Source organism: Diaphorobacter sp. HDW4B (genome assembly GCF_011305535.1).
Taxonomy (GTDB): domain Bacteria; phylum Pseudomonadota; class Gammaproteobacteria; order Burkholderiales; family Burkholderiaceae_C; genus Diaphorobacter_A.
This window is the reverse complement of record NZ_CP049905.1, coordinates 802,197-824,408: the sequence shown is the minus strand read 5'-3', so window position 1 is coordinate 824,408 and position 22,212 is coordinate 802,197. Positions and strand designations below refer to the sequence as shown.

The 22,212-nt window shown below is 57.8% G+C and carries 28 protein-coding genes and 1 tRNA gene; 19 read left to right on the top strand and 10 right to left on the bottom strand.

What is annotated here, in order from left to right; translation table 11 throughout:
* The first annotated feature begins 1 nt into the window (after nt 1).
* Nucleotides 2–2,272, top strand: a complete 2,271-nt coding sequence (locus tag G7048_RS03940; protein WP_166066896.1) for a bifunctional (p)ppGpp synthetase/guanosine-3',5'-bis(diphosphate) 3'-pyrophosphohydrolase — start codon at nt 2–4, stop codon at nt 2,270–2,272.
* 139 nt (nt 2,273–2,411) lie between these two features.
* A tRNA-Val gene (locus G7048_RS03935) sits at nt 2,412–2,488 on the top strand.
* 76 nt (nt 2,489–2,564) lie between these two features.
* On the opposite strand, the gene G7048_RS03930 is transcribed toward G7048_RS03935, so the two are convergent.
* The 9 genes from G7048_RS03930 to G7048_RS03890 all read right to left on the bottom strand — a co-directional run bounded on the left by G7048_RS03930 (nt 2,565) and on the right by G7048_RS03890 (nt 9,009).
* Complete coding sequence (locus tag G7048_RS03930; RefSeq protein WP_166066895.1) at nt 2,565–3,764, bottom strand: site-specific integrase; 1,200 nt, start codon at nt 3,762–3,764, stop codon at nt 2,565–2,567.
* Entirely contained in the window at nt 3,734–3,961 is a 228-nt protein-coding gene (locus G7048_RS03925; RefSeq protein WP_166066894.1) for an excisionase, read from the bottom strand. The genes G7048_RS03930 and G7048_RS03925 overlap by 31 nt, the downstream gene beginning before the upstream one ends.
* Nucleotides 3,958–4,749, bottom strand: coding sequence for a hypothetical protein (locus G7048_RS03920; protein ID WP_166066893.1), 792 nt, complete (start codon nt 4,747–4,749; stop codon nt 3,958–3,960). The genes G7048_RS03925 and G7048_RS03920 overlap by 4 nt, the downstream gene beginning before the upstream one ends.
* Nucleotides 4,746–5,591, bottom strand: a complete 846-nt coding sequence (locus tag G7048_RS03915) for a hypothetical protein (RefSeq protein ID WP_166066892.1) — start codon at nt 5,589–5,591, stop codon at nt 4,746–4,748. Before G7048_RS03915 ends, G7048_RS03920 begins: the two co-directional genes overlap by 4 nt.
* 85 nt (nt 5,592–5,676) lie before the next feature.
* The gene (locus tag G7048_RS03910) at nt 5,677–6,594 is read right to left on the bottom strand and encodes a hypothetical protein (RefSeq protein WP_166066891.1); all 918 of its coding nucleotides are present in this window, start codon (nt 6,592–6,594) and stop codon (nt 5,677–5,679) included.
* Nucleotides 6,595–6,745: 151 nt separating this feature from the next.
* The gene (locus G7048_RS03905) at nt 6,746–7,411 is read right to left on the bottom strand and encodes a hypothetical protein (RefSeq protein WP_166066890.1); all 666 of its coding nucleotides are present in this window, start codon (nt 7,409–7,411) and stop codon (nt 6,746–6,748) included.
* An 8-nt stretch (nt 7,412–7,419) separates the two neighbouring features.
* Nucleotides 7,420–7,800 (bottom strand): hypothetical protein, encoded by a 381-nt coding sequence (locus tag G7048_RS03900; RefSeq protein WP_166066177.1) that lies wholly within the window; start codon nt 7,798–7,800, stop codon nt 7,420–7,422.
* A gap of 35 nt (nt 7,801–7,835) precedes the next feature.
* Nucleotides 7,836–8,249 carry a hypothetical protein gene (locus G7048_RS03895; protein ID WP_205750331.1) on the bottom strand — a complete coding sequence of 138 codons (414 nt, stop codon included), beginning with the start codon at nt 8,247–8,249 and terminating at the stop codon, nt 7,836–7,838.
* 31 nt (nt 8,250–8,280) lie between these two features.
* On the bottom strand, nt 8,281–9,009 hold the full coding sequence (locus G7048_RS03890; RefSeq protein ID WP_205750330.1) for a hypothetical protein: 729 nt from the start codon (nt 9,007–9,009) through the stop codon (nt 8,281–8,283).
* Between the two features lie 2,058 nt (nt 9,010–11,067).
* On the opposite strand from G7048_RS03890, the gene G7048_RS03885 reads away from it, so the two are divergent.
* On the top strand, nt 11,068–11,313 hold the full coding sequence (locus G7048_RS03885) for a hypothetical protein (protein ID WP_166066888.1): 246 nt from the start codon (nt 11,068–11,070) through the stop codon (nt 11,311–11,313).
* Here G7048_RS03885 and G7048_RS03880 read toward each other — a convergent pair.
* A complete protein-coding gene (locus G7048_RS03880; protein ID WP_240933158.1) occupies nt 11,310–12,125 on the bottom strand; it encodes a S24 family peptidase in 816 nt (271 codons plus the stop codon). The two genes, G7048_RS03885 and G7048_RS03880, sit on opposite strands and share 4 nt — an antisense overlap.
* Between G7048_RS03880 and G7048_RS03875 the strand changes: the two genes are divergently transcribed.
* The 16 genes from G7048_RS03875 (at nt 12,115) to G7048_RS03800 (ending at nt 22,206) form a co-directional block, all read left to right on the top strand.
* Nucleotides 12,115–12,369 carry a hypothetical protein gene (locus G7048_RS03875; protein WP_166066887.1) on the top strand — a complete coding sequence of 85 codons (255 nt, stop codon included), beginning with the start codon at nt 12,115–12,117 and terminating at the stop codon, nt 12,367–12,369. The genes G7048_RS03880 and G7048_RS03875 overlap by 11 nt on opposite strands.
* A 3-nt stretch (nt 12,370–12,372) precedes the next feature.
* Nucleotides 12,373–12,654 carry a hypothetical protein gene (locus tag G7048_RS03870; protein ID WP_166066886.1) on the top strand — a complete coding sequence of 94 codons (282 nt, stop codon included), beginning with the start codon at nt 12,373–12,375 and terminating at the stop codon, nt 12,652–12,654.
* Nucleotides 12,651–13,184 (top strand): phage regulatory CII family protein, encoded by a 534-nt coding sequence (locus G7048_RS03865; protein ID WP_166066885.1) that lies wholly within the window; start codon nt 12,651–12,653, stop codon nt 13,182–13,184. Before G7048_RS03870 ends, G7048_RS03865 begins: the two co-directional genes overlap by 4 nt.
* The gene (locus G7048_RS03860; RefSeq protein ID WP_166066884.1) at nt 13,181–13,318 is read left to right on the top strand and encodes a hypothetical protein; all 138 of its coding nucleotides are present in this window, start codon (nt 13,181–13,183) and stop codon (nt 13,316–13,318) included. The genes G7048_RS03865 and G7048_RS03860 overlap by 4 nt, the downstream gene beginning before the upstream one ends.
* Before the next feature lie 96 nt (nt 13,319–13,414).
* Nucleotides 13,415–13,762 (top strand): hypothetical protein, encoded by a 348-nt coding sequence (locus G7048_RS03855; protein WP_166066883.1) that lies wholly within the window; start codon nt 13,415–13,417, stop codon nt 13,760–13,762.
* A gap of 5 nt (nt 13,763–13,767) precedes the next feature.
* Nucleotides 13,768–14,694 (top strand): hypothetical protein, encoded by a 927-nt coding sequence (locus G7048_RS03850; RefSeq protein WP_166066882.1) that lies wholly within the window; start codon nt 13,768–13,770, stop codon nt 14,692–14,694.
* Entirely contained in the window at nt 14,691–16,553 is a 1,863-nt protein-coding gene (locus tag G7048_RS03845) for a toprim domain-containing protein (protein ID WP_166066881.1), read from the top strand. The genes G7048_RS03850 and G7048_RS03845 overlap by 4 nt, the downstream gene beginning before the upstream one ends.
* The gene (locus G7048_RS03840) at nt 16,522–16,821 is read left to right on the top strand and encodes a hypothetical protein (protein WP_166066880.1); all 300 of its coding nucleotides are present in this window, start codon (nt 16,522–16,524) and stop codon (nt 16,819–16,821) included. The genes G7048_RS03845 and G7048_RS03840 overlap by 32 nt, the downstream gene beginning before the upstream one ends.
* Nucleotides 16,805–17,071 (top strand): hypothetical protein, encoded by a 267-nt coding sequence (locus G7048_RS03835; protein ID WP_240933157.1) that lies wholly within the window; start codon nt 16,805–16,807, stop codon nt 17,069–17,071. The genes G7048_RS03840 and G7048_RS03835 overlap by 17 nt, the downstream gene beginning before the upstream one ends.
* Nucleotides 17,072–17,470: 399 nt before the next feature.
* Nucleotides 17,471–17,929 carry a hypothetical protein gene (locus G7048_RS03830; RefSeq protein ID WP_166066879.1) on the top strand — a complete coding sequence of 153 codons (459 nt, stop codon included), beginning with the start codon at nt 17,471–17,473 and terminating at the stop codon, nt 17,927–17,929.
* Nucleotides 17,930–18,241: 312 nt separating this feature from the next.
* On the top strand, nt 18,242–18,547 hold the full coding sequence (locus G7048_RS03825) for an FHA domain-containing protein (protein ID WP_166066878.1): 306 nt from the start codon (nt 18,242–18,244) through the stop codon (nt 18,545–18,547).
* Between the two features lie 382 nt (nt 18,548–18,929).
* The gene (locus G7048_RS03820) at nt 18,930–19,268 is read left to right on the top strand and encodes a hypothetical protein (protein WP_166066877.1); all 339 of its coding nucleotides are present in this window, start codon (nt 18,930–18,932) and stop codon (nt 19,266–19,268) included.
* Between the two features lie 245 nt (nt 19,269–19,513).
* Nucleotides 19,514–19,735, top strand: a complete 222-nt coding sequence (locus G7048_RS03815) for a hypothetical protein (RefSeq protein WP_166066876.1) — start codon at nt 19,514–19,516, stop codon at nt 19,733–19,735.
* Nucleotides 19,716–20,027: an HNH endonuclease gene (locus G7048_RS03810; RefSeq protein WP_240933156.1), complete on the top strand. Its 312-nt coding sequence runs from the start codon at nt 19,716–19,718 to the stop codon at nt 20,025–20,027. Before G7048_RS03815 ends, G7048_RS03810 begins: the two co-directional genes overlap by 20 nt.
* Nucleotides 20,028–20,182: 155 nt before the next feature.
* On the top strand, nt 20,183–20,497 hold the full coding sequence (locus G7048_RS03805) for a hypothetical protein (protein WP_166066875.1): 315 nt from the start codon (nt 20,183–20,185) through the stop codon (nt 20,495–20,497).
* Nucleotides 20,498–20,508: 11 nt separating this feature from the next.
* Complete coding sequence (locus G7048_RS03800; protein WP_166066874.1) at nt 20,509–22,206, top strand: terminase large subunit; 1,698 nt, start codon at nt 20,509–20,511, stop codon at nt 22,204–22,206.
* Nucleotides 22,207–22,212 lie beyond the last annotated feature (6 nt).

The following is a 22,212-nucleotide window of genomic DNA, read 5'->3' as shown; positions in this document are numbered from 1 at the left end:
CATGAAAACCAATGCAATCGGCACATCCCTGAATGTCGGAAACGGACCGGCATCGGGTTCAGCGTCCCTGTCCGGATTGGCGGCTGAAGCCGTTCCGCAATTGATCGCAGCCACGGCCGATGTGGGTGCCGAGCATGTGGGTTCGCTCGACAAAGTGCGTGCGTTCTCCGTACCGCTGCTCACGGGCGAATTTCTTGAAACCGGCGAAAGCACGCTGGCACACGCCGATGCGGTGGCCGCCATTCTCAAAGGCATCGGCAGCTCGGAAACGCTGCAGGCGGCTGTCTATCTGGTCTATGCCTCGTCGCATCTGAACAAGCCCGAAGAAGTCATCACCAAGGCCTTCGGTCAGAACTTTGCCGAGCTGGCCTGCGAAACCACCAAGCTCATGCGCGTGCAGGAGCAGGCGCGTGCGGCGCAGGTGGCGGGCATGCAGGTGGACGACGTGGCCACGCAAACCGAGAACGTGCGCAAGATGCTGCTCGCGTTCTCCAAGGACTTGCGCGTGGTGCTGCTGCGCCTTGCATCGCGACTGCAGACGTTGCGCTTTTATGCAGCCACCAAGCGCCCGGTGTCACCCGGCATGGCGCGCGAGGCGCTGCAGGTGTTTGCGCCGCTCGCCAATCGCCTGGGCATCTGGCAGATCAAGTGGGAACTGGAGGACTTGTCCTTCCGTTTTCTGGAGCCGGACACCTACAAGGAAATCGCGCGTCTGCTCGATGAAAAACGTGCCGAGCGCGAGCTCTACATGGAGCAGTTGCGCAGCCGCCTTGAATCCGAGTTGCGTGCTCGCAGCATCAGCGCGACGGTCAAGGGCCGCCCCAAGCACATCTACAGCATCATCAAGAAGATGCGCGGCAAGTCGCTCAACTTCAACCAGTTGTTCGACATCCGCGCGTTGCGTGTGATCGTGCCTTCGGTGAAGGACTGCTACGCCGCGCTGTCATGGGTACATTCGCATTTCGAGCCGCTGGAAGCCGAGTTCGACGACTACATCGTGCGCCCAAAGCCCAACGGCTATCAATCGCTGCACACCGTGGTGCGCGATGAAGCTGGCAAGGCCATCGAAATCCAGATCCGCACGCAGGCCATGGACGACCACGCCGAAAGCGGCGTGGCTGCGCACTGGGCCTACAAGGAAGCAGGCACCAAGGGCTACGCGGGCGTGTCGGCCGCGAGCGAATACGACGCGAAGATTGCCGTGTTGCGCCAACTGCTCGCCTGGGAACGCGACATGACCGGCACGGCCAGCCGCAGCGGGCTGTTCGACGATCGCATCTACGTGCTGACGCCCGACGCCGCCGTGATCGAGCTGCCGCGCGGCTCCACGCCGGTCGATTTTGCCTACGCCGTGCACACCAACGTCGGCCATCGCTGCCGCGGTGCCAAGGTGGATGGCAACATGGTGACGCTCAACACGCCGCTCGAAAACGGGCAGACGGTCGAGATCACTACAGTCAAGGAAGGGCGTCCTTCGCGCGACTGGCTGAATCCCGAACTCGGCTATCTCACCAGCAATCGCGCCCGCGCCAAGGTGCGCGCCTGGTTCAACGCGCAGGCCACACACGTCACGGTCGCCAAGGGGCGCGAAGCGGTTGAAAAGCTGCTGCAGCGCGAAGGCAAAACGGCCATCAAGCTTGATGACCTGGCCACGCAACTGGGGCTCAAGTCCGCCGACGCTTTGTTTGAAGTGGTCGGCAAGGATGAGCTGTCCCTGCGCTCGATTGAAACGCTGCTGCGCCCCGCGCCCGCGCCGACCGAGATCACAGCGGACGAGATGAACCTCGTGCGCAAGAGCCGCGCAAGCGATTCGGGCTCCAAGGGCGGTGTGCTGGTCGTGGGTATCGACTCGCTCATGACCCAGCTCGCCAAATGCTGCCGCCCCGCGCCACCGGACGAGATTCGCGGCTTCGTCACACGCGGCAAGGGCGTGAGCGTGCACCGCGCAGACTGCAGCAACTTCCGCGAAATGGCCGCCCGCAACGCCGAGCGCGTGATCGAAGTGGAGTGGGGCGCATCCAAGCCGCAAAAGGAAAGCGCCGTCTACCCCGTCGACGTCTCCGTCGAAGCCCACGACCGTCAGGGCCTGCTGCGCGACATCTCCGAAGTCTTCGCCCGCGAAAAGACCAACGTCATCGGCGTGCAGACCCAGTCCGTCAAGGGCACAGCCTGGATGACCTTCACCGTGGAAGTCTCCGACTCTGGCCGCCTCAACAAGGTGTTGGGACTGGTTGCGAACGTTCAAGGGGTGTTTTCTGCGAGAAGGCGTTAAAACTGTGCCATAATCGAAGGCTTCGCGGGGTTGAGGCGGCAAAGCAAGCGGTTTGAGAGATTTGAAGAAAAAATCTTCGAGATTCAAAAAAAACAGCGAATTTTTACTGCTATAATTTCAGCTTCTCGAAAAGATTAACAGGCGCGTAGCTCAGCTGGTTAGAGCACCACCTTGACATGGTGGGGGTCGTTGGTTCGAGTCCAATCGCGCCTACCAAGTTTTCCCTCTGAAGGAGACCAGACTTCAGAATTTCAGGGAACTCTTGGGGAACTCGTCAAAGAGTTCTCGTAGATTAAACCGCCTTCTGGGCGGTTTTTTCGTTTCTGAGCACGGCCTCCAGTTTTGCCAGTTCCCGGCCACGGTCAGCCCCATCGATCCACTTCGCATAGACGGTGAAAAGCATCTTCGCGTTCTTGTGCCCCATCTGCCTGGCGATGTAGGCAGGATTCACCCCGGCCCCTAGTGCATTGGTCGCGTAGGTGTGCCGCGTCTGGTACGCCCGGCGCCAGCGAATCCCGGCAGCTCGCAGGGCGGGGCGCCAGTAGGTGTCGCGCTGGCTGCGTTCGTCGTGCCACGGCTTGTCGGTGCCGGGGTTCTCGAAGATCTGGCGACCTTTCGGGCCATCCTCTGGCCCGCTGCTGCCCACCATCGTCCACGGTTTCATGACTTCCAAAGCCGCAATGGCCCGGCTGACCATGTCCACGTCACGCGCGTTGTAGGTCTTGAGGGGCTTTACCTCGCCAGCCGTTCGGGCGCGCTCGACCCGGATGGTGCGGCTTTTCCAGTCGACATCCCCCCAGCGGAGCTCGATCAACTCTTCTGGGCGCATTCCGGTCATGAAGGCGAACTCAAAATAGGCCCATGCCCGCACATCAAGCTTCTCGCGCAGGTGAGCAAGAACCTGCTCCATCTCGTCGGGCGAGAGTGGATCCGGCTGCGGGGGCTGGTGCTTGCTGTTCTCGATCCCGTCCATGGGGTCTTCGATCTTCAGCTCGCGACCGGCGAGCGTGAATACACCGCGCAAGCTGATCAGGTAGTTGTTCAGGAGCTTCGGTGACTTCCACGGCGTGTTGCCCACCTTGGCGGCAATGACCGCGTGCGTGAGGTCTTTCATCGCCGACTCGGCGCCGTAGAGCGACTTCCAGATTTCGAGGGCGCACCTGTACTGGTCGCGCGTGTTCTTGGCAAGACGCCCCTTCGTTTCAAGCCAGAGCTCGCACCACTGGCCAAAATTTCGCTCGTCAGTGGCTATGGTCTGCTTCGCTCGTGGCGAGTCCGGAAAGTATTCGGCCAGCACGAATGCATCTACGTTGATCTTGTTGCGAATCTCAAGCGCAGTGCGGTGGGCGTGCTTGATGTTGGCGGCGGTGGGCATTGCCACCTTCCCGCCGATGGTCAGCGTTTCGCGGTAGCGCGTGCCGTTCCAGACGAAAAAGAGTCGGATGCTCTTTTCCCGAATCTCTACGCCGCCGCCGATTTTTGAAGTACCCATGCCTCAATCCCCTTGGTGTCAATCCAGACGCGTTCGTCAGGACCGCGTCGCCATTCCTTGTTTTCCAGCCAGACGCCGCGCTCGATGCGCTTGCGAATGGCTCCTGCAGACAGCCCTGTCATCACGGCAGCCAACTCGACAGTCACGAACCGGGCAGCGGTGATTACTGGGCGTGGGTCTTTCGTTGCGGTTGTCATTGAGGCGTCTCCTGCTCTGCCTTGCGCTTGGCAGATGAAGCTGCATCTGCGGCGTTCAGCGACTCCATGGCTACGTTGAGGATCGTCCGCGCTGCGTGCAGTAACTGGCAGTCCAGCCGGTTGTTGATCTCATCAAGCACGGCAACGGTCGTGGCGACATCTGCGAGCAACTTACTGAATTGCCCATCAGTCCATGGCGTGCGGTCAGACTCATGCATCTCGCATTGCGCGTCGAGCCAATCGGTGAGGTGATGAAGACCCCAGACCGCATGGTCGCCGTGATGCTCAGCAGCCATTTCCAGCACGCTCAGCGCCTCAATGACGCGTGCGTGTACGTTCGGGATCACCTCAGGGAAATCGATCTCTTCGAATGCGAAGGCGGGCGTACTGCTTGGGGCTGGGCCCCAGTTCTTCAGCACCAGCGGATCGTCGAGCAACCCACCCAGCACGACGCCGATCTGGCCCACCAGCGCAACGCGCTCAGCGGACGGCGTATCGCCTGGCACCAGCAGTGCAGCCTTCACTTGCGCGGCTACGTCATAGAGTGCGCACTCTACTTTGACCGGGCTACTGTGGTCAGCCTGCAGGCCTTCAACCATAGATGTGGCCGTGGCCAGCAGGCGGGTGCCATCGCAGGAGCCTTGCTCGGGATCGCATGATGATTGCCATGCGCTGTCAAGCAAGCCCTGCAGGACGCTCAGTGATGCGCCGAGATCGTTCTTCGCTGGGGCTGGCGCGGCCTTCTTGGGCAGGAACTTGGCGTTTTGCTTTTCGATGACGGCGTTCATGCTGCAGCTCCTTCGAATGCCTTTGCTCCGCCGAATACCTTGCGGTGCATATCTTTGGCAGTCATTGGGTCTTGATCCAGATACGACATAAGTGCTCCGTTCAGCGACATGATGCGAGTGCCATAGCAGCGCAGCAGACCCTCGGTAAGGGAGTCGCCAACGATCTCATCAGCCATCGACGTCACGGCATTTGCTACAGCATCGATGTCCCATGTGCATTGAAGCGCGAGCAGACGGCCCTTTTCTCCGGCCTTGTGGGCTTCTGTTGCGGTGGTCACTGGGATTTCTTCAACCCGGCGAATCGACGGCTGCGGGCGGTCGCGGAAAGGGCGCATGCCTGCGAAGGTCGTCAGGTGGCGCAGGTCATCGAGCGAGTCCGCGCAGTACGCCATGAACAGGCGATCCGCATACTCGGCTGCGCGGTGAGCCATGGCTGCGTACATCGCCTGCATTGGAGCCGCAAGGTTCGCGAGCGGGTGTTCGTCCATCAGGCTCGCGCCATCCTGCAGTTCATCAGCGATCTGCGTGAGATGCTCGTGGATGTCGCCGCACTCCGGATCTGCTTCGCCGCGCTCGTGATGCTCTGGTGCGAGCAGCAGGCCAAGCAGGTGGTCAACGACATCGAAGTGCGTGTTGTTATTCGTGCGGGGCCCGCCATCATCGTAGTACGCCGCAGCCATGTACATGGTCTGCAGGATCTCCGCCACCTGCAGCGCCAGCGTGTCGCGCTCGCTTTGCGCGGGTGCCTGTTGCGCCACCGGTAGGCTGACGGCCTTGGTAGCCTTCCGTTGGGCGTGGGTAGCCCTTGCGCCCGCAGCGGGGCGCGCGATAATCTCGCTCATGATCTAAATTCCTACGAGTGGTTTTTGATCTAGAAGCCGGTTTGCGGGTCCAAGCGCATTCCGGCTTCGCCTTTTGGGGATCTGTTCACGACATGGCTCCCCGCGGCTCGCCGGGACCCGGGCGCAGCTTCATGCTGCGTTTGCTGCTCTTCCCGGTTGCTTCTGGCAGGTTGTCCCGGACCAGTGAAACCACCGACTCATACCAGTCAATCTGCAAGCCTGAGTGATCGTTCTCGGCCTTGTAATCGTGGATCTCACCGTACTTGGTGCCCGCCTCGGTCAGCACATAGCCATCCTCCACCCTGCGTTGCAGGCCGAGCGAGAGAAGAATCTTGTTGACGGCCTGACCGCTGATCTTCCCGCGCCCGGTCAACTCGCCGACGCGCGCCCCGATCTGCGTGGGGTTCAGGTGCACCATCTGGTCCAGCGGCAAGGGTGGCAGCGCACGGCGGAAGTCGCTGAAATCGAGGCCCGTTTGCTCGGCAAAGGCCTTGAGCTTGGCGGCGGCGATACGGCCCAGGCGCACGCCGGGGACATCCTTCAACGCATCCCCCACGAAGTTGATGATCTTCACTTGCTCCAGCGGCGTGCGGCCACGAACGCGCGCGGGCTTTGTCGATTGCTCCAGTGCAGCAGACTCGCGGGAGTTCAGCTTTTCCTCCAGTGCCGTCATGTGGTCCCACACCTTGGCCTGGATCTTGTAGCTGTAGCTCATCGCCATCAGCGAGGCTTCGCGCTTCGGGAAGCGGTAGCAGGGCGCTGTACGGCTGGAGCTATTCGGGCCAGGGATTTGGTACGTGGCGGAAAAAATTCCGGCACGTTCCTCCAGTACTTCAGGCACCTTTTTCATGAAGTCGGAGTGCTCCAGCTTGGCGAATCCTTGAGATGGGAATGCCGCGCCTGCAGCGTGTGCATCTTCCTTGCGAAGGTCGTTGATGAAATCGACGATTTCGAGGCTGGTCATGGTGACCGGTGTGGGGGTGGATGGGGCGATGTTGCTCATTGCTGCTTTCCTTTCTGGTCCTGAATATCCGTTAATTCCCAAGAAATTGCGACGCACACTTCCGTCACGGGTAGGGGACTGTTGAGTTACTCAAAAGTGTGTTGGACGACATTTGCCCAACCCACGAAGGTTTTCCGTGCTGATCTTTGGCTTACTGCAGTTGATGCACCTTGCCTACCGGAAGGCGGTCGCCGACGAGTCGCTTGATGTCCTCCTCAACTTGTTCAAGCGGTACGCCTAATTGATCGGCGAGCTGCTGAGCGGAATAGACGGGCTCGCCTGCATCGTTCACGTACTTGGTTTCAGGCAGTAGACCGCGTTCCTTGGCTTCGTTGCTCACGATGTCCATGAACTCGGGAGGAGCGTTCTCCAGCAACTGCATGAAAAGCCTGTCGCCTTCTGGAGAACAAACCGCATCGTCACCATGTTGATCGCGCAAGGCCTTCAAGGCGTTCCCGGCCTCCATGAACTTCTCGTTGACCGCAATCGGTGGGCCTTGCATGATTTCCTCATCGTCACCGAAGCCTGCACCCACCAGAGCCGCAAAGTAGTCAACGTCCGGCAGCATGTTGGCGAACAAGACTGCATGGATCATGAGTTGTTCGACTTCTGCGCCAGCTTTTGAGGCCGCGACAAACTCGTCAATGTCAGCCTTGGGGATTGCTTCAATGCGGCGCAACTCGTCAACGATGGACTCGAAGCCTCGACGAAGCTTTGCCTGCGCATCAGCGTCGGACGCACCTGGGCGATATGCCGCATACGCCATCATCAAAATGACTTCACTTTTCATTGTTGTGTTGAGGTGGATGTTTTTCATGTGATCTTTCAAAGACGCTGACGTGCAGCGCGTTCGACTTCGGCGCGGCGCTCAACATGCGAACGACGGCGACTGGTTTGGTTGTTGCGCCAGAGCAGGCGCAGTGCCCACTTCAGAGACTTGATGCCGCCAGCGGAATGACGGCGCATTCCAATTAAGTTCAGGAATGATCGAACGGTGTTCACGAAACCTCCAAAGAAAAGGCCCGCGCAAAAGCCGGGCCGGTGGTTGATGATTGCTGACCCCACTGACCATCCCCCTCTTTCGAAGACGATGGCCGCTGTTTTCAGCCCTTGCCATGCCAAGCCAAGCAGCGCACTGCCGCGGCTGGCTCTGCCCTGCCAAACACTGCCTAACTGCGCCATGCCCGGCCAAAGATGCTTTCGCATCCGCAAGCTCACTTCACAATGAGCTTGCAGCTACGTCAGCGGAGGAGTGCGCGGGTGGTCCCACGAAGCTGAGAAAGCCTTGCCAGCGCGTCGACATTCGTGCGCCGCTGATCCTCGGTCAGCTCCAAGTGCCGGATGTTCTTGAGCCGATTGCCTGCGGTGCGAAATGCCTTGCGCGCGTCGCGCTCAAACTCCTTCGTGGCTGCCTGGGTTTGCTCAGGGGGAGGAACCCAGCGATAACCTTCGCCGCGCACGGACTGCAATAGCACCTGATGGTCGTGCAGCAGCGTGGACTTGAAGCCTTCGATGCTTGATAGCCACTCAAACTGTCTGGCCTGGAACGAAGCGGCAGACATTGTGTCGTCCGGCAGAGGCAGCCCAAAGTGAGCTACCAGCCAGCTATGCGGAACGATGTCGCCATACTTAAATTCGGCAAGAAAATCGTGCACAGCTTGCCTCCATGCTGGGTGCAGTACGACATCAGACATAGTTCACCTCAAAACGGCCGAACCGCGGGCGGTAAGTCCCAACACCGATCAGTGCACCCGCGTCACTGACAGCCTTCTGTGCTTCTCGCACACTCAGCACCTCAGGGTTAATGGTCAGCATCACCTCTGCCGCCCAGTTCAAAAAGATCGGTCGGTAGCGCATCACCTTGGCTTGGCCCACCTTCACCCCGCGACAATCCACAAAGGCGGGCTCGTTCCATAGCGCATCGGGAGTGTCAGGTCCATCGTGCAGTAGCTTGACGCGATCCTCGAGCACGAAAGCCCCACGTTTCCAGTGCGTGCCCAGCTTTTGCAGCTTCGCGCCAGCGCAAAAGGCGGCATCGAAATTCTGACCCGGGACATAGATACCATCCTCCGCGCTCCAGTAGCAGCCGGCGAGGAATTCCGACCGTGCGATGTCCAGATGGTCAGCGTCTGTTTTCTTGCGCTTGGCAGTCAACTCCTTGTGCGCTTTGGCCGCGACACTGAGCGGATTGGCCAGCGTGTCAGCGTGCATCAACAGTGGTGCGGTGCCAGTGATCTTGAGCCTCAGTTGCTCCATTGCTTGCTCCTTGAAAAACAAAAGGCGTCTCGTGTGAAGCGCCTTTTGTTTTGCCCCTGATCTCGCCCAAGGGCTGGCGGCGTTTGCACGCTGGGATTTTTTGTTCTTGGCAACCCTGTTTGCCTCACCAATTCGACTTTGCTGGTCACGGTTGGGCACCGTCGCAGAGCTGCAGCCATGCCTGCAGATGCTTGGCCGGACGAACACTCCACGGGCGGAGTGAGCAACATCGGCCTGAGTACGTTTTTAATGACCGTAGGGCAGTCGGCTCGATCACTTGATGCCCACCGCGTACAAACATCTGCTGCGCTCCCGTTGAAGCTAGACCCGCCTTTGCATCCTGTTGGCTGTCGGCTTCGTATCGCTTGCTGAGGTCGTTTTGCTTTGTTTGCTGCGATGGATGAAATATACCTTTAGGTATCTATTTTATCAATACCTAAAGGTCATGTTGTTACAATTCTTCGGGTATCCTCGTATTCGACAGGCAACAAAAAACCCGCTCGCGGCGGGTGGAGTGTTGATTCTTGGCGGGGTCTATTTCTGAGGCTTGTCTTGCGGCTCTTTGCTCGCGGCATCAGCTTGATCTACAGGGTGCGGTGCCAGCTGATTGAGTGGTATCCAAAGCGTCGCCCACATGTCGCGCCAAAATGCTAAGTAGCGCTCATAGAAATCGTGTGTGAACATATAGACCTCCGGTCTATTGTGACGAACTGGTATAGGTCGCCTTCGATAACACTACTCTCTATTGTTCCCCTGCTGGGGGGATGGCACAAAGACTTACTTGGATGGTCGTTCAGTCAACGACTGCCTATAGTCACCCACAAATCCGAAATTTGGAGCTGCTGCAACCTCGAATCGCCAACATGTCTCAAACGCGGATACTCGCGGATCAACAAACCAATGGGCTTCGCCATTTGCATCCATGGCCCACCAATGTGCGCGAGAAGGGGCGCTGTTCCAGTCAATGCGAGGATGACCCAACATCTTGGAGCATTGCAGTTCTTGCGCCCAACAAAACGCGAGTCCTGGCGGTGCTGCGTTGATCGGATGATCAACAAGGGATTGCAATTTGGACATGACCCCTCCTGAAGCTATTTGGCAAAACTCTGATCAAGAATTGTTAAAAATATTGATCATTGTTGTTAGTGTCTGCCAACCAGCGAACTAGCGCCATCCCCTGAAATGCGGATAGGGTTTGCATGAATAGGCGAAAAAAAGCCACCCCGAAGGGTGGCACAGGAGGGCATGTTTTCATCTATACCCTAGCGCATGCTACAGCACTGCAAATAGAAAATCCACCGCGAACGATGGCTTCCCGTCTGCTGCCGTTGCAAATCAGGTCACATCATGCTTAGTGCTGGTGTTTCGACCAGTGATTTGCTGCTGCTTCTCCTCTTCTTCCTTTTGTCGGGCGGGGTTTTCTTCTCTTGTCTCTGCGGTGGTGGATTGCTAGCGGTGGCGAACAGCATGCTCTTGGTGACTTCCCAGAAGGAAAGTCTCGGAGCAGGAATAGGGGAGAGGGCATATAGGCCTCCGGTCTATGGCTGCGGATCAGGATGAATCGCCTGCGCCCACCGTAGGCTTTTAAGTGACCTTAAACCGTGCTTGCCCAAAAAGCCCCCTCCGCGCAGGAGAGTGTGTTTTCATCTATACACCAGCGCATGTTGCAGCTCGGTAGACAAGAACCTCATTTCAGTCGCAAATTGCCATGATTGACCGCTCTTGCTTCCGCGGCGATGGGGGCTCAAAAATCATTACTATGGCCTCTCCAAGCGAAAGGACATCATGCTCGGTCAGATGCGGTGAGGGCAACGACTCCAAGTAAAGCGCAAAATCATCTTCACTGAGGGTGCCCACATACTCTTGGAAATGTGTTGCTGGAACCATGGGCAAATTGTGCCCGCCACTGATGGATCGGCAAAGTCAACCATCGTTACCGGTCGCACTTGCCGATCTGACCCGCAAATAAAAAAGCCATCTTAAGGGTGGCTTCGTTGCGTCCAGGTCCCCAAACAGCACTTCAGATGGGATTACGCGTGCTGCTTCGGTTTCTTGAGTGCTGGGCCTTGGGTGGCTTCGTCGTCGTTGCTCATTCACGCCTGAACAGCAGTGAGTCAAGTAAGCAAGCCGAATTCACTCTCGCAATGAAGCAGGAACAGTTGCCCCGGTCCATCCCAGTTCGGCGCGAAGGACTTCTATTTCATGCAGGAGAGATGCATGGACAACCCCATCAGTGCGCATCATCTGGGAGATCAATCCATCTATCTGAGCGAGGGCCTGCGGCCTGTTTGGATGCTCCTCAAAGATGCATCCAAGCACCTGCCTCAAGGCTTGTTCTCTCAAGGTGTACTCGTACATTTCTGCCTACCTTCGATTCGATTAAATGGTGTCTCGGATGGGGTTACATCCATCTCCAGATGGAGCGAAGAAGTCTCGTCATCTTCTCCTCCTTTGGTTGGTTAGAGTTTTTCGCTCTTCCAGACTTGCAAGACTTTCCCCAGAACCGCGAAATCCATTGATGGTTTGATTGTCCAGTCGCGGTATTTCTGGTTCTCGGAAATCACCAGAATCCCTTCGCCAGGAATCCGCTGGAGTCGCTTGATGAAGCCCTCTCCATCTACGCGGAAGAAGTAGACGCCATCCACGTCGCAGATATTGATGCCGTGGTCGATCAACAGCGGATCGCCGGGATGGAACATGCCTAGCATCGAGTCCCCAAAGCCCGTCACGATGCTCAAATTTTCAAAGCTTGTGTGATAGGGCAGGTTCTTTTGGACCCACTCCGGCGACACATCCCACCCTTGAATCACGCCCGGTTGTTCCCTGAGCACCAGCCCATCACCCATCGCACCCCCTGTCTTGTATTGTGTAATTCTCAATGGGAGCGCACTTTTCTTTGCTCCAAAGTCTCCGTGAATGACGACGCCACTCGGCTCGTCCGGCCATACCTCATCTGGGTGCATATCCCAGAAGCCGCGAGGTAGATCAAAGACGTTTTTGGTCGCCAACTGAATTTCCGGCCCGATTCCTTTCGCGCCCTTCTTTTCTCGCGGATAGAACAGCCTATTCACATAGCTCGGATCTTTGCCTATTGCTGCGGCAAGACGTGACGCAACACCACCACAGAAGCGGGTTCTGATCTTCGCAAGCAGCGCCTGCTGTCGTTCGTAGTCATCCATCAGCAGATTGTTACCTTGAGGTATTTTTGTGTAAATGGTTCTTTGGGTATTGTATTTTTCAATACCTTTAGGTATTGTGTTGGGTATGTCGTTCAAGACCTATTACCTCTCATTGGCTGTTGCCGACCGCGCCGACTTCGCCGCTCAGGCGGGGACAACCACCGGCCTCTGCCATCAGCTTGCATACACAGATTCGAAGCGCGTTGAGCTTGGATTGGCTGACGCAATGGTGGCCGTGAGCAATGGCCGTCTGAGCCTCGATGACATCCCGCTCACTGATCGCGCCCAGTTCCAGCGCGAAGTCCGCGCCACCAACCAACCCAAACAACAGGAGGCCTGAGCAATGGCCGCTCATCTCCGCCCCTTCGCGCCCAGCTCAACTGATGTTGAGCGGAACCTGATCGCAAGCCCATCCCCGACCCAAGCCATTTCCAAGCTGCTTGTTTGCATTCGTCGACGTGTCGCGCCTGCCGCATCGACGTTGCTGGTAACGCTGGTCCTGACGCTGCTGTGGATGGCGCGGCTGGTGTTGCGGGCTATGGGGCTGTGTTTCGTATTCATGGATGCAATCCTCGGGCAAGCGGCTCGCAGCGTCCACGTCCAGATTTCGGAGAACCGGACATGAGTGCTTTGCTCGATGCGCTGACGCGCGGCATTACCAACTACTTGGGTGGGCGCAAGACGCTGCTTGCCCGTCTGTGTGTCGACAAATCCGACGAGGTGTTTCGCAAGGAGCTTCAGGGCAGTGCGCATCACAAGCTCGGGGCTGTTGATGCTCTCGCGGCGGCTGTTGCCTGCTGCCAGGCGCAGACCCCTCATTGCTACGACTACGCCTCTCACATTGCAGAAGAGTGTGGTGGGCGCTTCGTTCTTCACGACGAGGCGTTGATCGCATGCGCAGATCCAGTCCGACGCATCACCTCGCTCGTGCGTGAAACCGGTGATGTGACTTCGGTGGTCATCGAGGCCATGTCTGACGGCGTGGTCAGCGACAACGAGCTTGCAGTGATCGAGCGCGAGATCAGTGAAGCCGAAGAGGCCCTTCGCAAGCTGCGCCGCGCCGCTCAGGCGGTGAATGCGGCAGGGAAGCCGCGCACCGAGCGCGACATGGTCACGTTGCCCGTGCGCTCCATGCGCAATGAGGTGCCTGCGTGACAGCGCCCGAGAAAACCGCCGCACAACTCCAGCAAGAGCTGGAAGAAGCAGAGCGCATTGCCGCATCGTTGCGTGAGCAGTTGGAGCAGGCGAAGTGGCGCGAGGAATACGACGAGACCCAGCCTGCGGGCTGAACAGTTTTGCCGACGGCCAGGGTAGCTCCCGCAACGCAGAAACACCACCTGCCGGCCGTTGGCGCCTATTTCACAAGTGGTGCATGAAAGGTGAGCATGACTGAAAACAATCAACCCATTGACAGCGAGACCACAGAGATCGCTGGACCGTCTTGGGACGAGATGCGCGCCGAAGGTCTCATGGTCGTAGATCACGAGTACGACAAGCTCGCCGTCTATGTTGGCGGCGATGAGGGCAGTGTCGTCGTGATGAGCCAAGACTTTGCCGACAAGCAGCTTCAGTTCCTTATTGTTCCCTGCGCCAATGTGCGCAAGTTGATTTACGCATTGGAGCAGGCGTTGCCAGATGCCGAAGAGGACGAGCGCGCATTCAACTTGAAGTGTGAGCATGCCGAGCGTGACTACGACGCGGCAGTTGCTCGCGGTGAAATTCAGGAGGGCTGAACCTCATGGCAGGCGACTGGATCAAGATGCGCGGCAATCTGTGGGACGACCCGCGTGTTGCCGCTTTGGTGGAGATGACCGACACCAGTGAGGCCGCCGTGGTCGGCGCTCTCTACTGGCTGTGGGCGACGGCAGACCAACACACTGAAGATGGATTCATGCCGGGCCTCACGTTGCGTCAGATCGACCGCAAAACCGGCGTACAAGGGCTGGGTAAAGCACTGTGCGGAATTGGATGGCTTGCGGAAACTTCTGACGGAGTTTGTCTACTGAACTTCACAGAACATAACGGCGCGTCCGCAAAGCGTCGTGCAACAGACGCTCAACGCAAGGGCTACACGCGCAAGATGTCCGCACCCGATACGGACAATTGTGGGACAAATGGCGGACAAGATGAGGACGAAATCCGCCGGTCTGTGGAGCTAGAGAAAGAGAAAGAGAAAGAGAAGAATAAAGAAGAAACCCCCCAACCCCCAAAGGGGGGGCGACGCGGCAAGTCCGAAGTCGATCCTGATGGGTTTGCGGAATTCTGGACGGCGTATCCACGGAAGGTCGCCAAGGACGATGCTCGCAAGGCATTTGCGAAGCGAAACCCAACGCCAGAGCTTGTGTCCGAGATGGTCGCTGCAATCGGTATACAAGCGCGATCCGAGCAATGGCGCAAGGATGGCGGTCAGTTCATCCCGTATCCGGCGACTTGGCTCAGCAAAGGTTGCTGGAAGGACGAACCCGCCATCGGCGTGGCAGGTTCGGCAGCGCTCTCGCCAAGCGACCCGTTGATGGTGAAGGCAGCAGCATTGCCGCCCGAATGGTGGAAGCTCGCGGGCTTTGAGTCGAAGTGGGACGCCGAGGGTTCGCAGTGCAACTGGATGAACTACACGGAATTCCGGGATCGCAAGCGCGTGGCTCAGCCTGAAGGGGCTGCCGCATGAATGTCTCCGAGGTCAAGGATCGACTGGCCCAGCGTGCAGAAGACGTTGCCCAGCACCTGTTGCCGAACGGTAAGCGCAAGGGCCGTGAATGGACGGCAGGCAGCGTTGGCGGTGAAGAGGGTGGCAGTCTGTCGGTATGTGTCGGTGGTGCCAAAGCGGGCGTGTGGAGTGACTTCGCAACGGGTGCTGGTGGTGACCTCATCGATCTTTGGATGGCCTGCCGCTGCTTGACGCTGACGGAAGCGATGCGTGAGGCGAAAGACTATCTCGGGATACGCGAGATCACGCCAAAGCCTCCGGAGAAGAAATATCGCTTGCCCGAGAGGCCGCGCTGCTCAACGCCCAAGGGGCGGGTGCACCAGTGGCTCACAAGCGCTGCGCCGGATGGACGTTGTCTTACCGAAGAAACGCTCAAGGCATTCAAAGTCGGTGAGCAGGTCCTGAACGGCAATACGTATGCAGTGTTTCCGTACCTGGATGAGACAGGGCAGAAGCTGCTGAATGTGAAGTATCGGAATCCTGACAAGAAGGGCGATATGCGGCAGGAAAAGGATGCCGCACCTTGCCTCTTCGGCTGGCACCTGATCGATCCGAAGGCGCGCGCTGTGACGATCTGTGAAGGCGAGATCGATGCAATGACGCTGCATCAGATGGGCATTCCTGCGTTGTCGATCAACCAAGGAGCAGGCAATCACCAGTGGATCGAAACGGATTGGGATAGGTTGGAGCGATTCAGCGACATCACGATCTGCTTTGACCACGATGAGGCTGGCGACAAGGGTGCGCCTGAGGTCATGCGTCGTCTGGGGCTGGAGCGTTGCCGCCGGGTAATGCTGCCGAAGAAGGACCCGAACGAGTACCTTCAGTACGGCGCTGAGGCCTACGATTTCCGCGTGGCGGTGGATGAAGCCAAGGCGATGGACCCGGAGGAACTCGTCAGTGCTGACGACCATACCGAAGCTGTCATTGCGGAGTTTTGGCCGAGTGCTGACAAGCCGCGCCATCCTTGCCTCTATCTCGACAAGCCATTGGACTGGTTCGAGTTTCATCCGGGCGAATACACCGCATGGACAGGTTGGAACGGTCACGGCAAGAGTCTGCTGCTTGATCAAGTCCTACTCGGGCTGATGAAACAGGATCAGCGTGTTGTGGTGTTCTCGGGTGAGCTCACTGCTGCGCGCCACTTGAAGCGGATTCACAAACAAGCGTCAGGGCTCGACCGTCCGGCGCCTCAATACAGCCGCGCCATTGGCGAATGGCTGCGTGAACGCCTATGGGTCTTTGACATCGTGGGCAATGCGAAGTTGGGGCGATTGCTTGAAGTGTTCGCCTACGCAGCGCGGCGGTACGGGATCACGCATTTCGTCATCGACAGTTTGATGATGCTTGACGTGCCTGTGGACGGGCAAGGAGCGTTGTCTGCGCAGAAGCAGGCTGTCCAGAAGATTTGCGCATTTGCCCGAGGTTACGGCGTGCATGTCCACATGGTTGCCCATCCGCGCAAGGACCGCGATGAGTCGCGAGCGCCGAGCAAGATGGATATCGCGGGGAGTCTGGACATCGTCAACGCCGCCGACAACGTGTTTGCCGTCTGGCGCAACAAGAAGGACGAAGCGATGCCTGCAGAGGGTGATGTCGATGCGATGGCCAGGTGGCGCGCAAAGCAAGAGGAGGCGGACGGAAAGCTGATTCTCTCCAAGTACCGCCATGGCGATTTTCAAGACTACACGCAGTTGCTCTGGTTTGACAAAGACTCGATGCAGTACCGGACGCAGTCGCGCCGCTATCCACTTTCCTTTGTTGACTATTCCCGTGAGGAGTCATTCCATGAAAAGCTTGAAACAGCCTTTGCTCGCTGAGCATCCAACGTTCGATCCATCAAAGGTCTGGGTGCTTATGTGGAGCCAACAGCAAGGGATGCTGCACATCGAGACGCTGGCAGAAATGCTGAGCGATCACCTTGGTGCCTTTCGCATGGATTTGGCAACTGAGTATGTGCCTCTGGTGATTGGTGATGAGTTCGTTGTGGAGCAGGCCGCCGAGGCGATCCGTCACACGATGACCAAGCGCCATGACGAGAAGCACAACGGCGAGGTTGGACATCTGCCCTATGACCAACTGCCGTGAGATCCCTGAAATGCAACTTGAATCCCACGCCTTGCTTTGGAGTCAGTCGCAGCGCGCGCTTCATGTTGAGCCGCTGGCCGAAATGCTCCGCTCGAATCTCCGTGCATTCATTGCGAATCGAAGCATGGATTACGTGCCGCTGTTCATTGGATCAGATGACGCGTGTCGCGCTGCTGCTGATGGGATGCGGGCAAACATGGACAGGCTTGCTGCGGCTGGCCGTGTGGGTGTGATTGAGCGAGTGGATTGAACAGAAGGAGCAGCGATTGAACAGACAACCAATTGATTTCAATGCAGTGTCGCCAGAGCAGCGACCAGTCGACAAGCGCTTGGCCAACTGGGGGCGCTGGTGCCTCGGTGGATGGGGTGCTCCGTCCTCTTGCCCTATGTTTCGGCTGACCCCGCCCACACCGCCTCAGCGTCGTGATGTGACCTCCAGAGGCGGCGCTGTCTCCGTGGATATTGCGGACGCCTCGAAGGTTGCGAGTGCCGTGCAGGGATTGCCTGAGAAACACCGACATGCCTTGAACTGGCTCTATGTGCGTCCATGCAGCCCGCGACGGATTTGCGAGGCATTGGGCGTCTCGGCTCACGGCCTGTTCGATCTTCTGGTGTCAGGCCGCCAGATGCTGATCAACCGGGGGATGTGATGAACAAGCTGGACATGCCTTTGGAATGCTATCCGCTGCCATCCGATGACGAGTTGGTGGTCAATGAAAGAATTCTTGGAGACTGTGGACATCACGATACCTTCGTGCGCCGCTCCCATTCATTTGGCTGGATGACGCGGTGTCGGCAATGCGGATGGGAAATCGAGTTTGGGAGCTACGCCGATCAGCGTCCAGGCCGAGAGGAAGAGCGGAAATTGTGGCTTCGCTCGCAACTCCGGCCAGGTCATGGGAGGTTGAACTCCATGCCTGTCGAGTGGCGCTTGAAGGCGATGGGGTGGGGCATCAGCTACATGACCAGAAATGGGCAAACGGTATGCACGCTTGAGAAGAATGGAAGGCGCTTCAATTCTCGCAGTCATTCCGATCAGGCTGCCGCGCTGGTGGACTCAGCCGCACAGTTGGCGCGTGTGTTGACGGTCGAAAAAGACTTGATGTAGAATTACGCTAACGACTGAGCGCCGCGTGACGCACCAACAGGGTCGACCTTCCGCACACGGAGGCCGATTTGTCGGTAAAACTCAGTGATTGAGCCCTCCCTGTGCGGAGGGTTTCGTGTTTGTGGACCGTAGCAATGGAGTTGAAGCCCTGTTCAGAAATGGACGGGGCTTTTGTTTTGTGAGATCTGATTTAAAAAGTTAATGATTGTTGACTATTGTTTCTGAATGATTGTTTGCAAATAACTAAAATCTGGCCCGACCCATTCAGTGACATGCCTATTCAATTGGATGTTGAGTGGTGAGGAGATCGAGATGCAAACACCAGAAATAGTCATCAAAAGAAGGGGAACCTCGGAGGTTCGAGTGGTAGTGTTAAAGCAGGGCCTCAGCACATTTGGCCGAGAGCCAGGCAACACGATCAAGCTCTCATCGCCCTCTGTCAGCCGAGTGCATGGGGTGATCAAGCGGTGGTCAAATCTGGTCAGCCTGAAAGACAATGACAGCATGAACGGTGTTCGCGTGAATGGAATTGCTGTCAAGCACAAGATACTTTTCACTGGTGATGTCGTGGAGGTCGGGCCTTTCGAAATCCTCATCAAGCAAGGTTCAGTTGAATAAGTTGACTCTTTGCTGACTCCTGCCAACCCAGCTTCGAAGCCGTCCCAAGTGGACGGCTTTTGCATTTCTCGGCCTGTCGTTCAATGGACAGGACTTTCGGCTACGAACCGGACGATGAGGGGTCGAATTCTTCCGGGCCCACCAACATCACCCGAAGCAAGCTCGGGCCGCGCATGAGTGGATTGATTGCGCGGCATCTCCTTCCGATAGCTCGCGGGGCGCTTGTAGAGCGAACAGCAACCCCAGCCGTGTGGCAGTCTGATGGGGCACCAATTCCAAGGCCAGCCGTCGAGCTGGCTTTTTTGTTTCCCGCAGGGCAGGCTCACCGCTTCGTCGAGCATATCTAGGAGCCTTGGCCCCTGCGACCCAATGAGAGGTGCACATGACAGATCAAGTCATCAAGCAGATTCATGAAAAGTACAAGCACACATCTGATGTGGCGGGCTTCATTCGCGAGTTAAATGACGCTGGCGTAACAATGGGGAGGCTGGGGAAGGCGATGCGTTGGGACTACGAGGACATGGTGCGGGCGGCTCATTTGGGAGAGCGAATCATCTCGCCTGCGGAAAATGCCGCATTGCTTCATGGCGCAGCTTTGAAGCGTGCGCTTAGGCAAGGCGAACTGCAGCCATCCAAGCGCGAACTGCTGGAGCAGATCCTTGCCGAGCAGCGCAAGATGAATGAGCTGCTCGGTGGCTGGGCTGAGGAGTCCTGGGCATGACCTCCATCCGATCAATCAGGAAGCGTGGGCAGAGGCAAATGTGTGCCGAGATCAGGTTCCGTAAGTGGGTCAGAAGTCTTTTGAAGCGGGCCATCGAGGATCTGTTCACGGCAAAGTGGAATCGGATGGTTCGGCGGTACAACGAAGGGCCGCGCTCCGTGGTCCCTTGCACCATCGATGACCGAAGCGGTGGCGTGAGGTGGTGAGATGAAACAGTCAATCCAAGCTTAAGCAGAGAAGGCAATATGACCACATCAGTACACATCGCCGTCAGCGGCAACAAGCAAGTCCTGGTGACAACGCAAGCAGGTCAGACCCGCATGCAGCCCGGATCACATCACTCGTTCCTTGTTCATGGAGAGGGCGCGATCACGGTACGTGAACTCGGCCCATTCGTGAACGAGGTCAGCGAACCACTGGTTCGGCCCTATGCGCCCGAGGATGGGGATGAAGCTCAAGACGCTTAAATCCAGCCTGCCGATCCTGAACACAAGCCGGGTCAAGGTGCTGGACACCAAGGCGGGGGCAACCCCTCGCATTCGAGGCAGCCAGTGGATGAAGACAAGGCAGAAGGCTTTGGTCGCTGGCTCGTTCACCTGCGTGGACTGTGGCCGGGTGCATGCCTCGAACGAGGTTGACCACGACAAGCCGCTTGAACAGGGTGGTAGCAATGACCAGTCAAACCTAGTCGTCAGGTGTGTGGACTGCCATAAGGCCAAGACGAAGCGAGAGGCGCAGGAGCGGTATCGCACTGGCTGAATCGTGATCGCATCACCTGCGTTGATCTGACGCGAACCAGCAGGATCGATGGGGAGGGGGTGGTCGAAAGTCTGGGAGGTCGGACGGCTGGAAACCGACCTGTTTCGCACGCGCAGAAAAATTCCCCCGATTCAAATAAATCAAATGAGGTAGTTATGGCCGGAGTCAAAGGACGAAGCGGCGGCTCGCGTCCTGGCGCTGGCCGTCCACCCAAAGAACCCGAATACTTGAACCTGAGCGGCATCTACGATGAGCCGGATAAGTTCTTGAAGGCGGTGATGAACGATAACGGGAGCGAGGCAAAGCTCCGCGTGGATGCGGCCAAAGCCTTGTTGTCTGCGCAGGTTCGCCGCGCTGAGAACGGCGGCAAGAAAGACGCCAAGCAGGCCGCAGCCAAGGCGGCAGGCGCTGGCAAGTTCGCATCGGCTGCACCGCCTCGGCTGGCGGCATCAGGTGGCAAGAAGGTTTGAGGTAATTTGATATGGAGCCAGTCTGGACAACAGCATGCCCGGACTGGGCGGATCGCATCCGAGAGGGCCGATCCATCATTCCGCCGCCGATCTTCCCGGACGAGGCCGAAGCCGGACTTGAGGTTCTTCGAGAGCTACGCATTGTTGATGCACCGGGTAGTCCGCGAATCGCTGACGCAAGTGGTCAATGGGTGTTCGATCTGGCTGCATCAATCTTTGGTGCGTATGACGTAGACAGCGGGCGACGACTCATCAAAGAGTGGTTCGTCATGCTGCCCAAGAAGAATTTCAAGTCCGGCTTGGCTGCGTCGATCATGTTGACGACGCTAATCCGCAATTGGCGGCAGTCGGCGGAATTCACCATCCTTGCTCCCACGCTTGAGGTTGCGGCGAATAGCTTTGGCCCAGCCAAGGACATGGTGCATTACCGAGATGACGACGAGGACGAGAGCGAGCTATCCGACCTGATTCAGGTTCAGACGCATGTCCGCACGCTGACGCATCGAGAAAAGAATGCAACGCTGAAGGTGATCGCGGCAGACGCGAACACAGCAGCGGGCAAGAAGTCCGTAGGTGTGCTGGTGGAAGAGTTATGGCTGTTTGGCAAGCAGGCCAAGGCCAAGGACATGCTGCGCGAGGCGACGGGTGGACTGGCGTCGCGGCCAGAGGGCTTTGTCATCTACATCACGACGCAGAGCGATGAGCCTCCTGAAGGTGTGTTCAAGGAGAAGCTGCAATACGCCCGCGATGTGCGGGACGGCAAGATCATTGATCCGCAGTTTGTGCCAATCCTGTTCGAGCATCCACCTGAACTGGTGGCGACGAAAGAGCACATGAAGCTCGAAAATCTGCCGATGGTGAACCCGAATCTGGGTTACTCGGTGGATCGTGAGTACCTGGAGCGCGAGTACCGAAAAGCGGAGTCCGAGGGCGAGGCTTCCTTGAAGGGGTTTCTTGCCAAGTACGGGAACGTCGAAGTCGGAATGAATCTCCGCTCCGACCGCTGGACAGGCGCCGACTTCTGGCAGCAGAACGGCGACAAGCGCGTCACGCTGGACTACATCTTGCGTGAGTCTGAGGTGGTGACCATCGGCATTGATGGCGGCGGGCTGGATGACTTGCTCGGCTTTGCTGTTGAGGGGCGTCGGAAAGAGTCCGAGCACTGCTTGCTTGCGAACAAGGCTTGGATTCACCCCATCGGCATCGAGCGGCGCAAGTCCGAGGAATCGAAATATCGAGACTTCGAGCGGGCTGGCGATCTGGTGGTGGTCGAGCGCCCGCGTCAGGATGTGGAAGAGGTTGCCGCGCTGTGCAAACAGGTCTATGACGCTGGGTTGCTGGCGCAGATCGGGCTTGACCCGGAGCGCACCCACAAGGTGATGTTCAAGGCGCTGGTGGATGTAGGCATCCCAGAGGATCTGATCATTGGCATTACGCAGGGCTGGAAACTGACAGGCGCGATGGCGGTGGCCGAGCGTGCTTTGCAGGCTGGCGAGCTTACACACTCAGGCTCCGAAATGATGGCTTGGTGCGTCGGCAATGCCAAGGTCGTGCCATCCGGCAATGCAGTGTTGATCACAAAGCAGGCCAGCGGCACCGCGAAGATTGACCCGGTCATGGCTTCGCTGAATGCGATCTCCATCATGGCAACAAACCCCGAGGCAAAGCGCAAATCGGTCTACGAAACGCGCGGAATCCGCTTCTTGTAAGGGCGA

What these genes read in the sequence shown, in the direction of transcription:
- G7048_RS03940 (WP_166066896.1), top strand. Translation starts at nt 2, where the DNA reads ATGAAAACCAATGCAATCGGCACATCCCTGAATGTCGGAAACGGACCG.
- G7048_RS03930 (WP_166066895.1), bottom strand. Translation starts at nt 3,764, where the DNA reads ATGGGTACTTCAAAAATCGGCGGCGGCGTAGAGATTCGGGAAAAGAGC.
- G7048_RS03925 (WP_166066894.1), bottom strand. Translation starts at nt 3,961, where the DNA reads ATGACAACCGCAACGAAAGACCCACGCCCAGTAATCACCGCTGCCCGG.
- G7048_RS03920 (WP_166066893.1), bottom strand. Translation starts at nt 4,749, where the DNA reads ATGAACGCCGTCATCGAAAAGCAAAACGCCAAGTTCCTGCCCAAGAAG.
- G7048_RS03915 (WP_166066892.1), bottom strand. Translation starts at nt 5,591, where the DNA reads ATGAGCGAGATTATCGCGCGCCCCGCTGCGGGCGCAAGGGCTACCCAC.
- G7048_RS03910 (WP_166066891.1), bottom strand. Translation starts at nt 6,594, where the DNA reads ATGAGCAACATCGCCCCATCCACCCCCACACCGGTCACCATGACCAGC.
- G7048_RS03905 (WP_166066890.1), bottom strand. Translation starts at nt 7,411, where the DNA reads ATGAAAAACATCCACCTCAACACAACAATGAAAAGTGAAGTCATTTTG.
- G7048_RS03900 (WP_166066177.1), bottom strand. Translation starts at nt 7,800, where the DNA reads ATGCGAAAGCATCTTTGGCCGGGCATGGCGCAGTTAGGCAGTGTTTGG.
- G7048_RS03885 (WP_166066888.1), top strand. Translation starts at nt 11,068, where the DNA reads ATGGACAACCCCATCAGTGCGCATCATCTGGGAGATCAATCCATCTAT.
- G7048_RS03875 (WP_166066887.1), top strand. Translation starts at nt 12,115, where the DNA reads ATGTCGTTCAAGACCTATTACCTCTCATTGGCTGTTGCCGACCGCGCC.
- G7048_RS03870 (WP_166066886.1), top strand. Translation starts at nt 12,373, where the DNA reads ATGGCCGCTCATCTCCGCCCCTTCGCGCCCAGCTCAACTGATGTTGAG.
- G7048_RS03865 (WP_166066885.1), top strand. Translation starts at nt 12,651, where the DNA reads ATGAGTGCTTTGCTCGATGCGCTGACGCGCGGCATTACCAACTACTTG.
- G7048_RS03855 (WP_166066883.1), top strand. Translation starts at nt 13,415, where the DNA reads ATGACTGAAAACAATCAACCCATTGACAGCGAGACCACAGAGATCGCT.
- G7048_RS03850 (WP_166066882.1), top strand. Translation starts at nt 13,768, where the DNA reads ATGGCAGGCGACTGGATCAAGATGCGCGGCAATCTGTGGGACGACCCG.
- G7048_RS03845 (WP_166066881.1), top strand. Translation starts at nt 14,691, where the DNA reads ATGAATGTCTCCGAGGTCAAGGATCGACTGGCCCAGCGTGCAGAAGAC.
- G7048_RS03840 (WP_166066880.1), top strand. Translation starts at nt 16,522, where the DNA reads ATGAAAAGCTTGAAACAGCCTTTGCTCGCTGAGCATCCAACGTTCGAT.
- G7048_RS03835 (WP_240933157.1), top strand. Translation starts at nt 16,805, where the DNA reads ATGACCAACTGCCGTGAGATCCCTGAAATGCAACTTGAATCCCACGCC.
- G7048_RS03830 (WP_166066879.1), top strand. Translation starts at nt 17,471, where the DNA reads ATGAACAAGCTGGACATGCCTTTGGAATGCTATCCGCTGCCATCCGAT.
- G7048_RS03825 (WP_166066878.1), top strand. Translation starts at nt 18,242, where the DNA reads ATGCAAACACCAGAAATAGTCATCAAAAGAAGGGGAACCTCGGAGGTT.
- G7048_RS03820 (WP_166066877.1), top strand. Translation starts at nt 18,930, where the DNA reads ATGACAGATCAAGTCATCAAGCAGATTCATGAAAAGTACAAGCACACA.
- G7048_RS03815 (WP_166066876.1), top strand. Translation starts at nt 19,514, where the DNA reads ATGACCACATCAGTACACATCGCCGTCAGCGGCAACAAGCAAGTCCTG.
- G7048_RS03810 (WP_240933156.1), top strand. Translation starts at nt 19,716, where the DNA reads ATGAAGCTCAAGACGCTTAAATCCAGCCTGCCGATCCTGAACACAAGC.
- G7048_RS03805 (WP_166066875.1), top strand. Translation starts at nt 20,183, where the DNA reads ATGGCCGGAGTCAAAGGACGAAGCGGCGGCTCGCGTCCTGGCGCTGGC.
- G7048_RS03800 (WP_166066874.1), top strand. Translation starts at nt 20,509, where the DNA reads ATGGAGCCAGTCTGGACAACAGCATGCCCGGACTGGGCGGATCGCATC.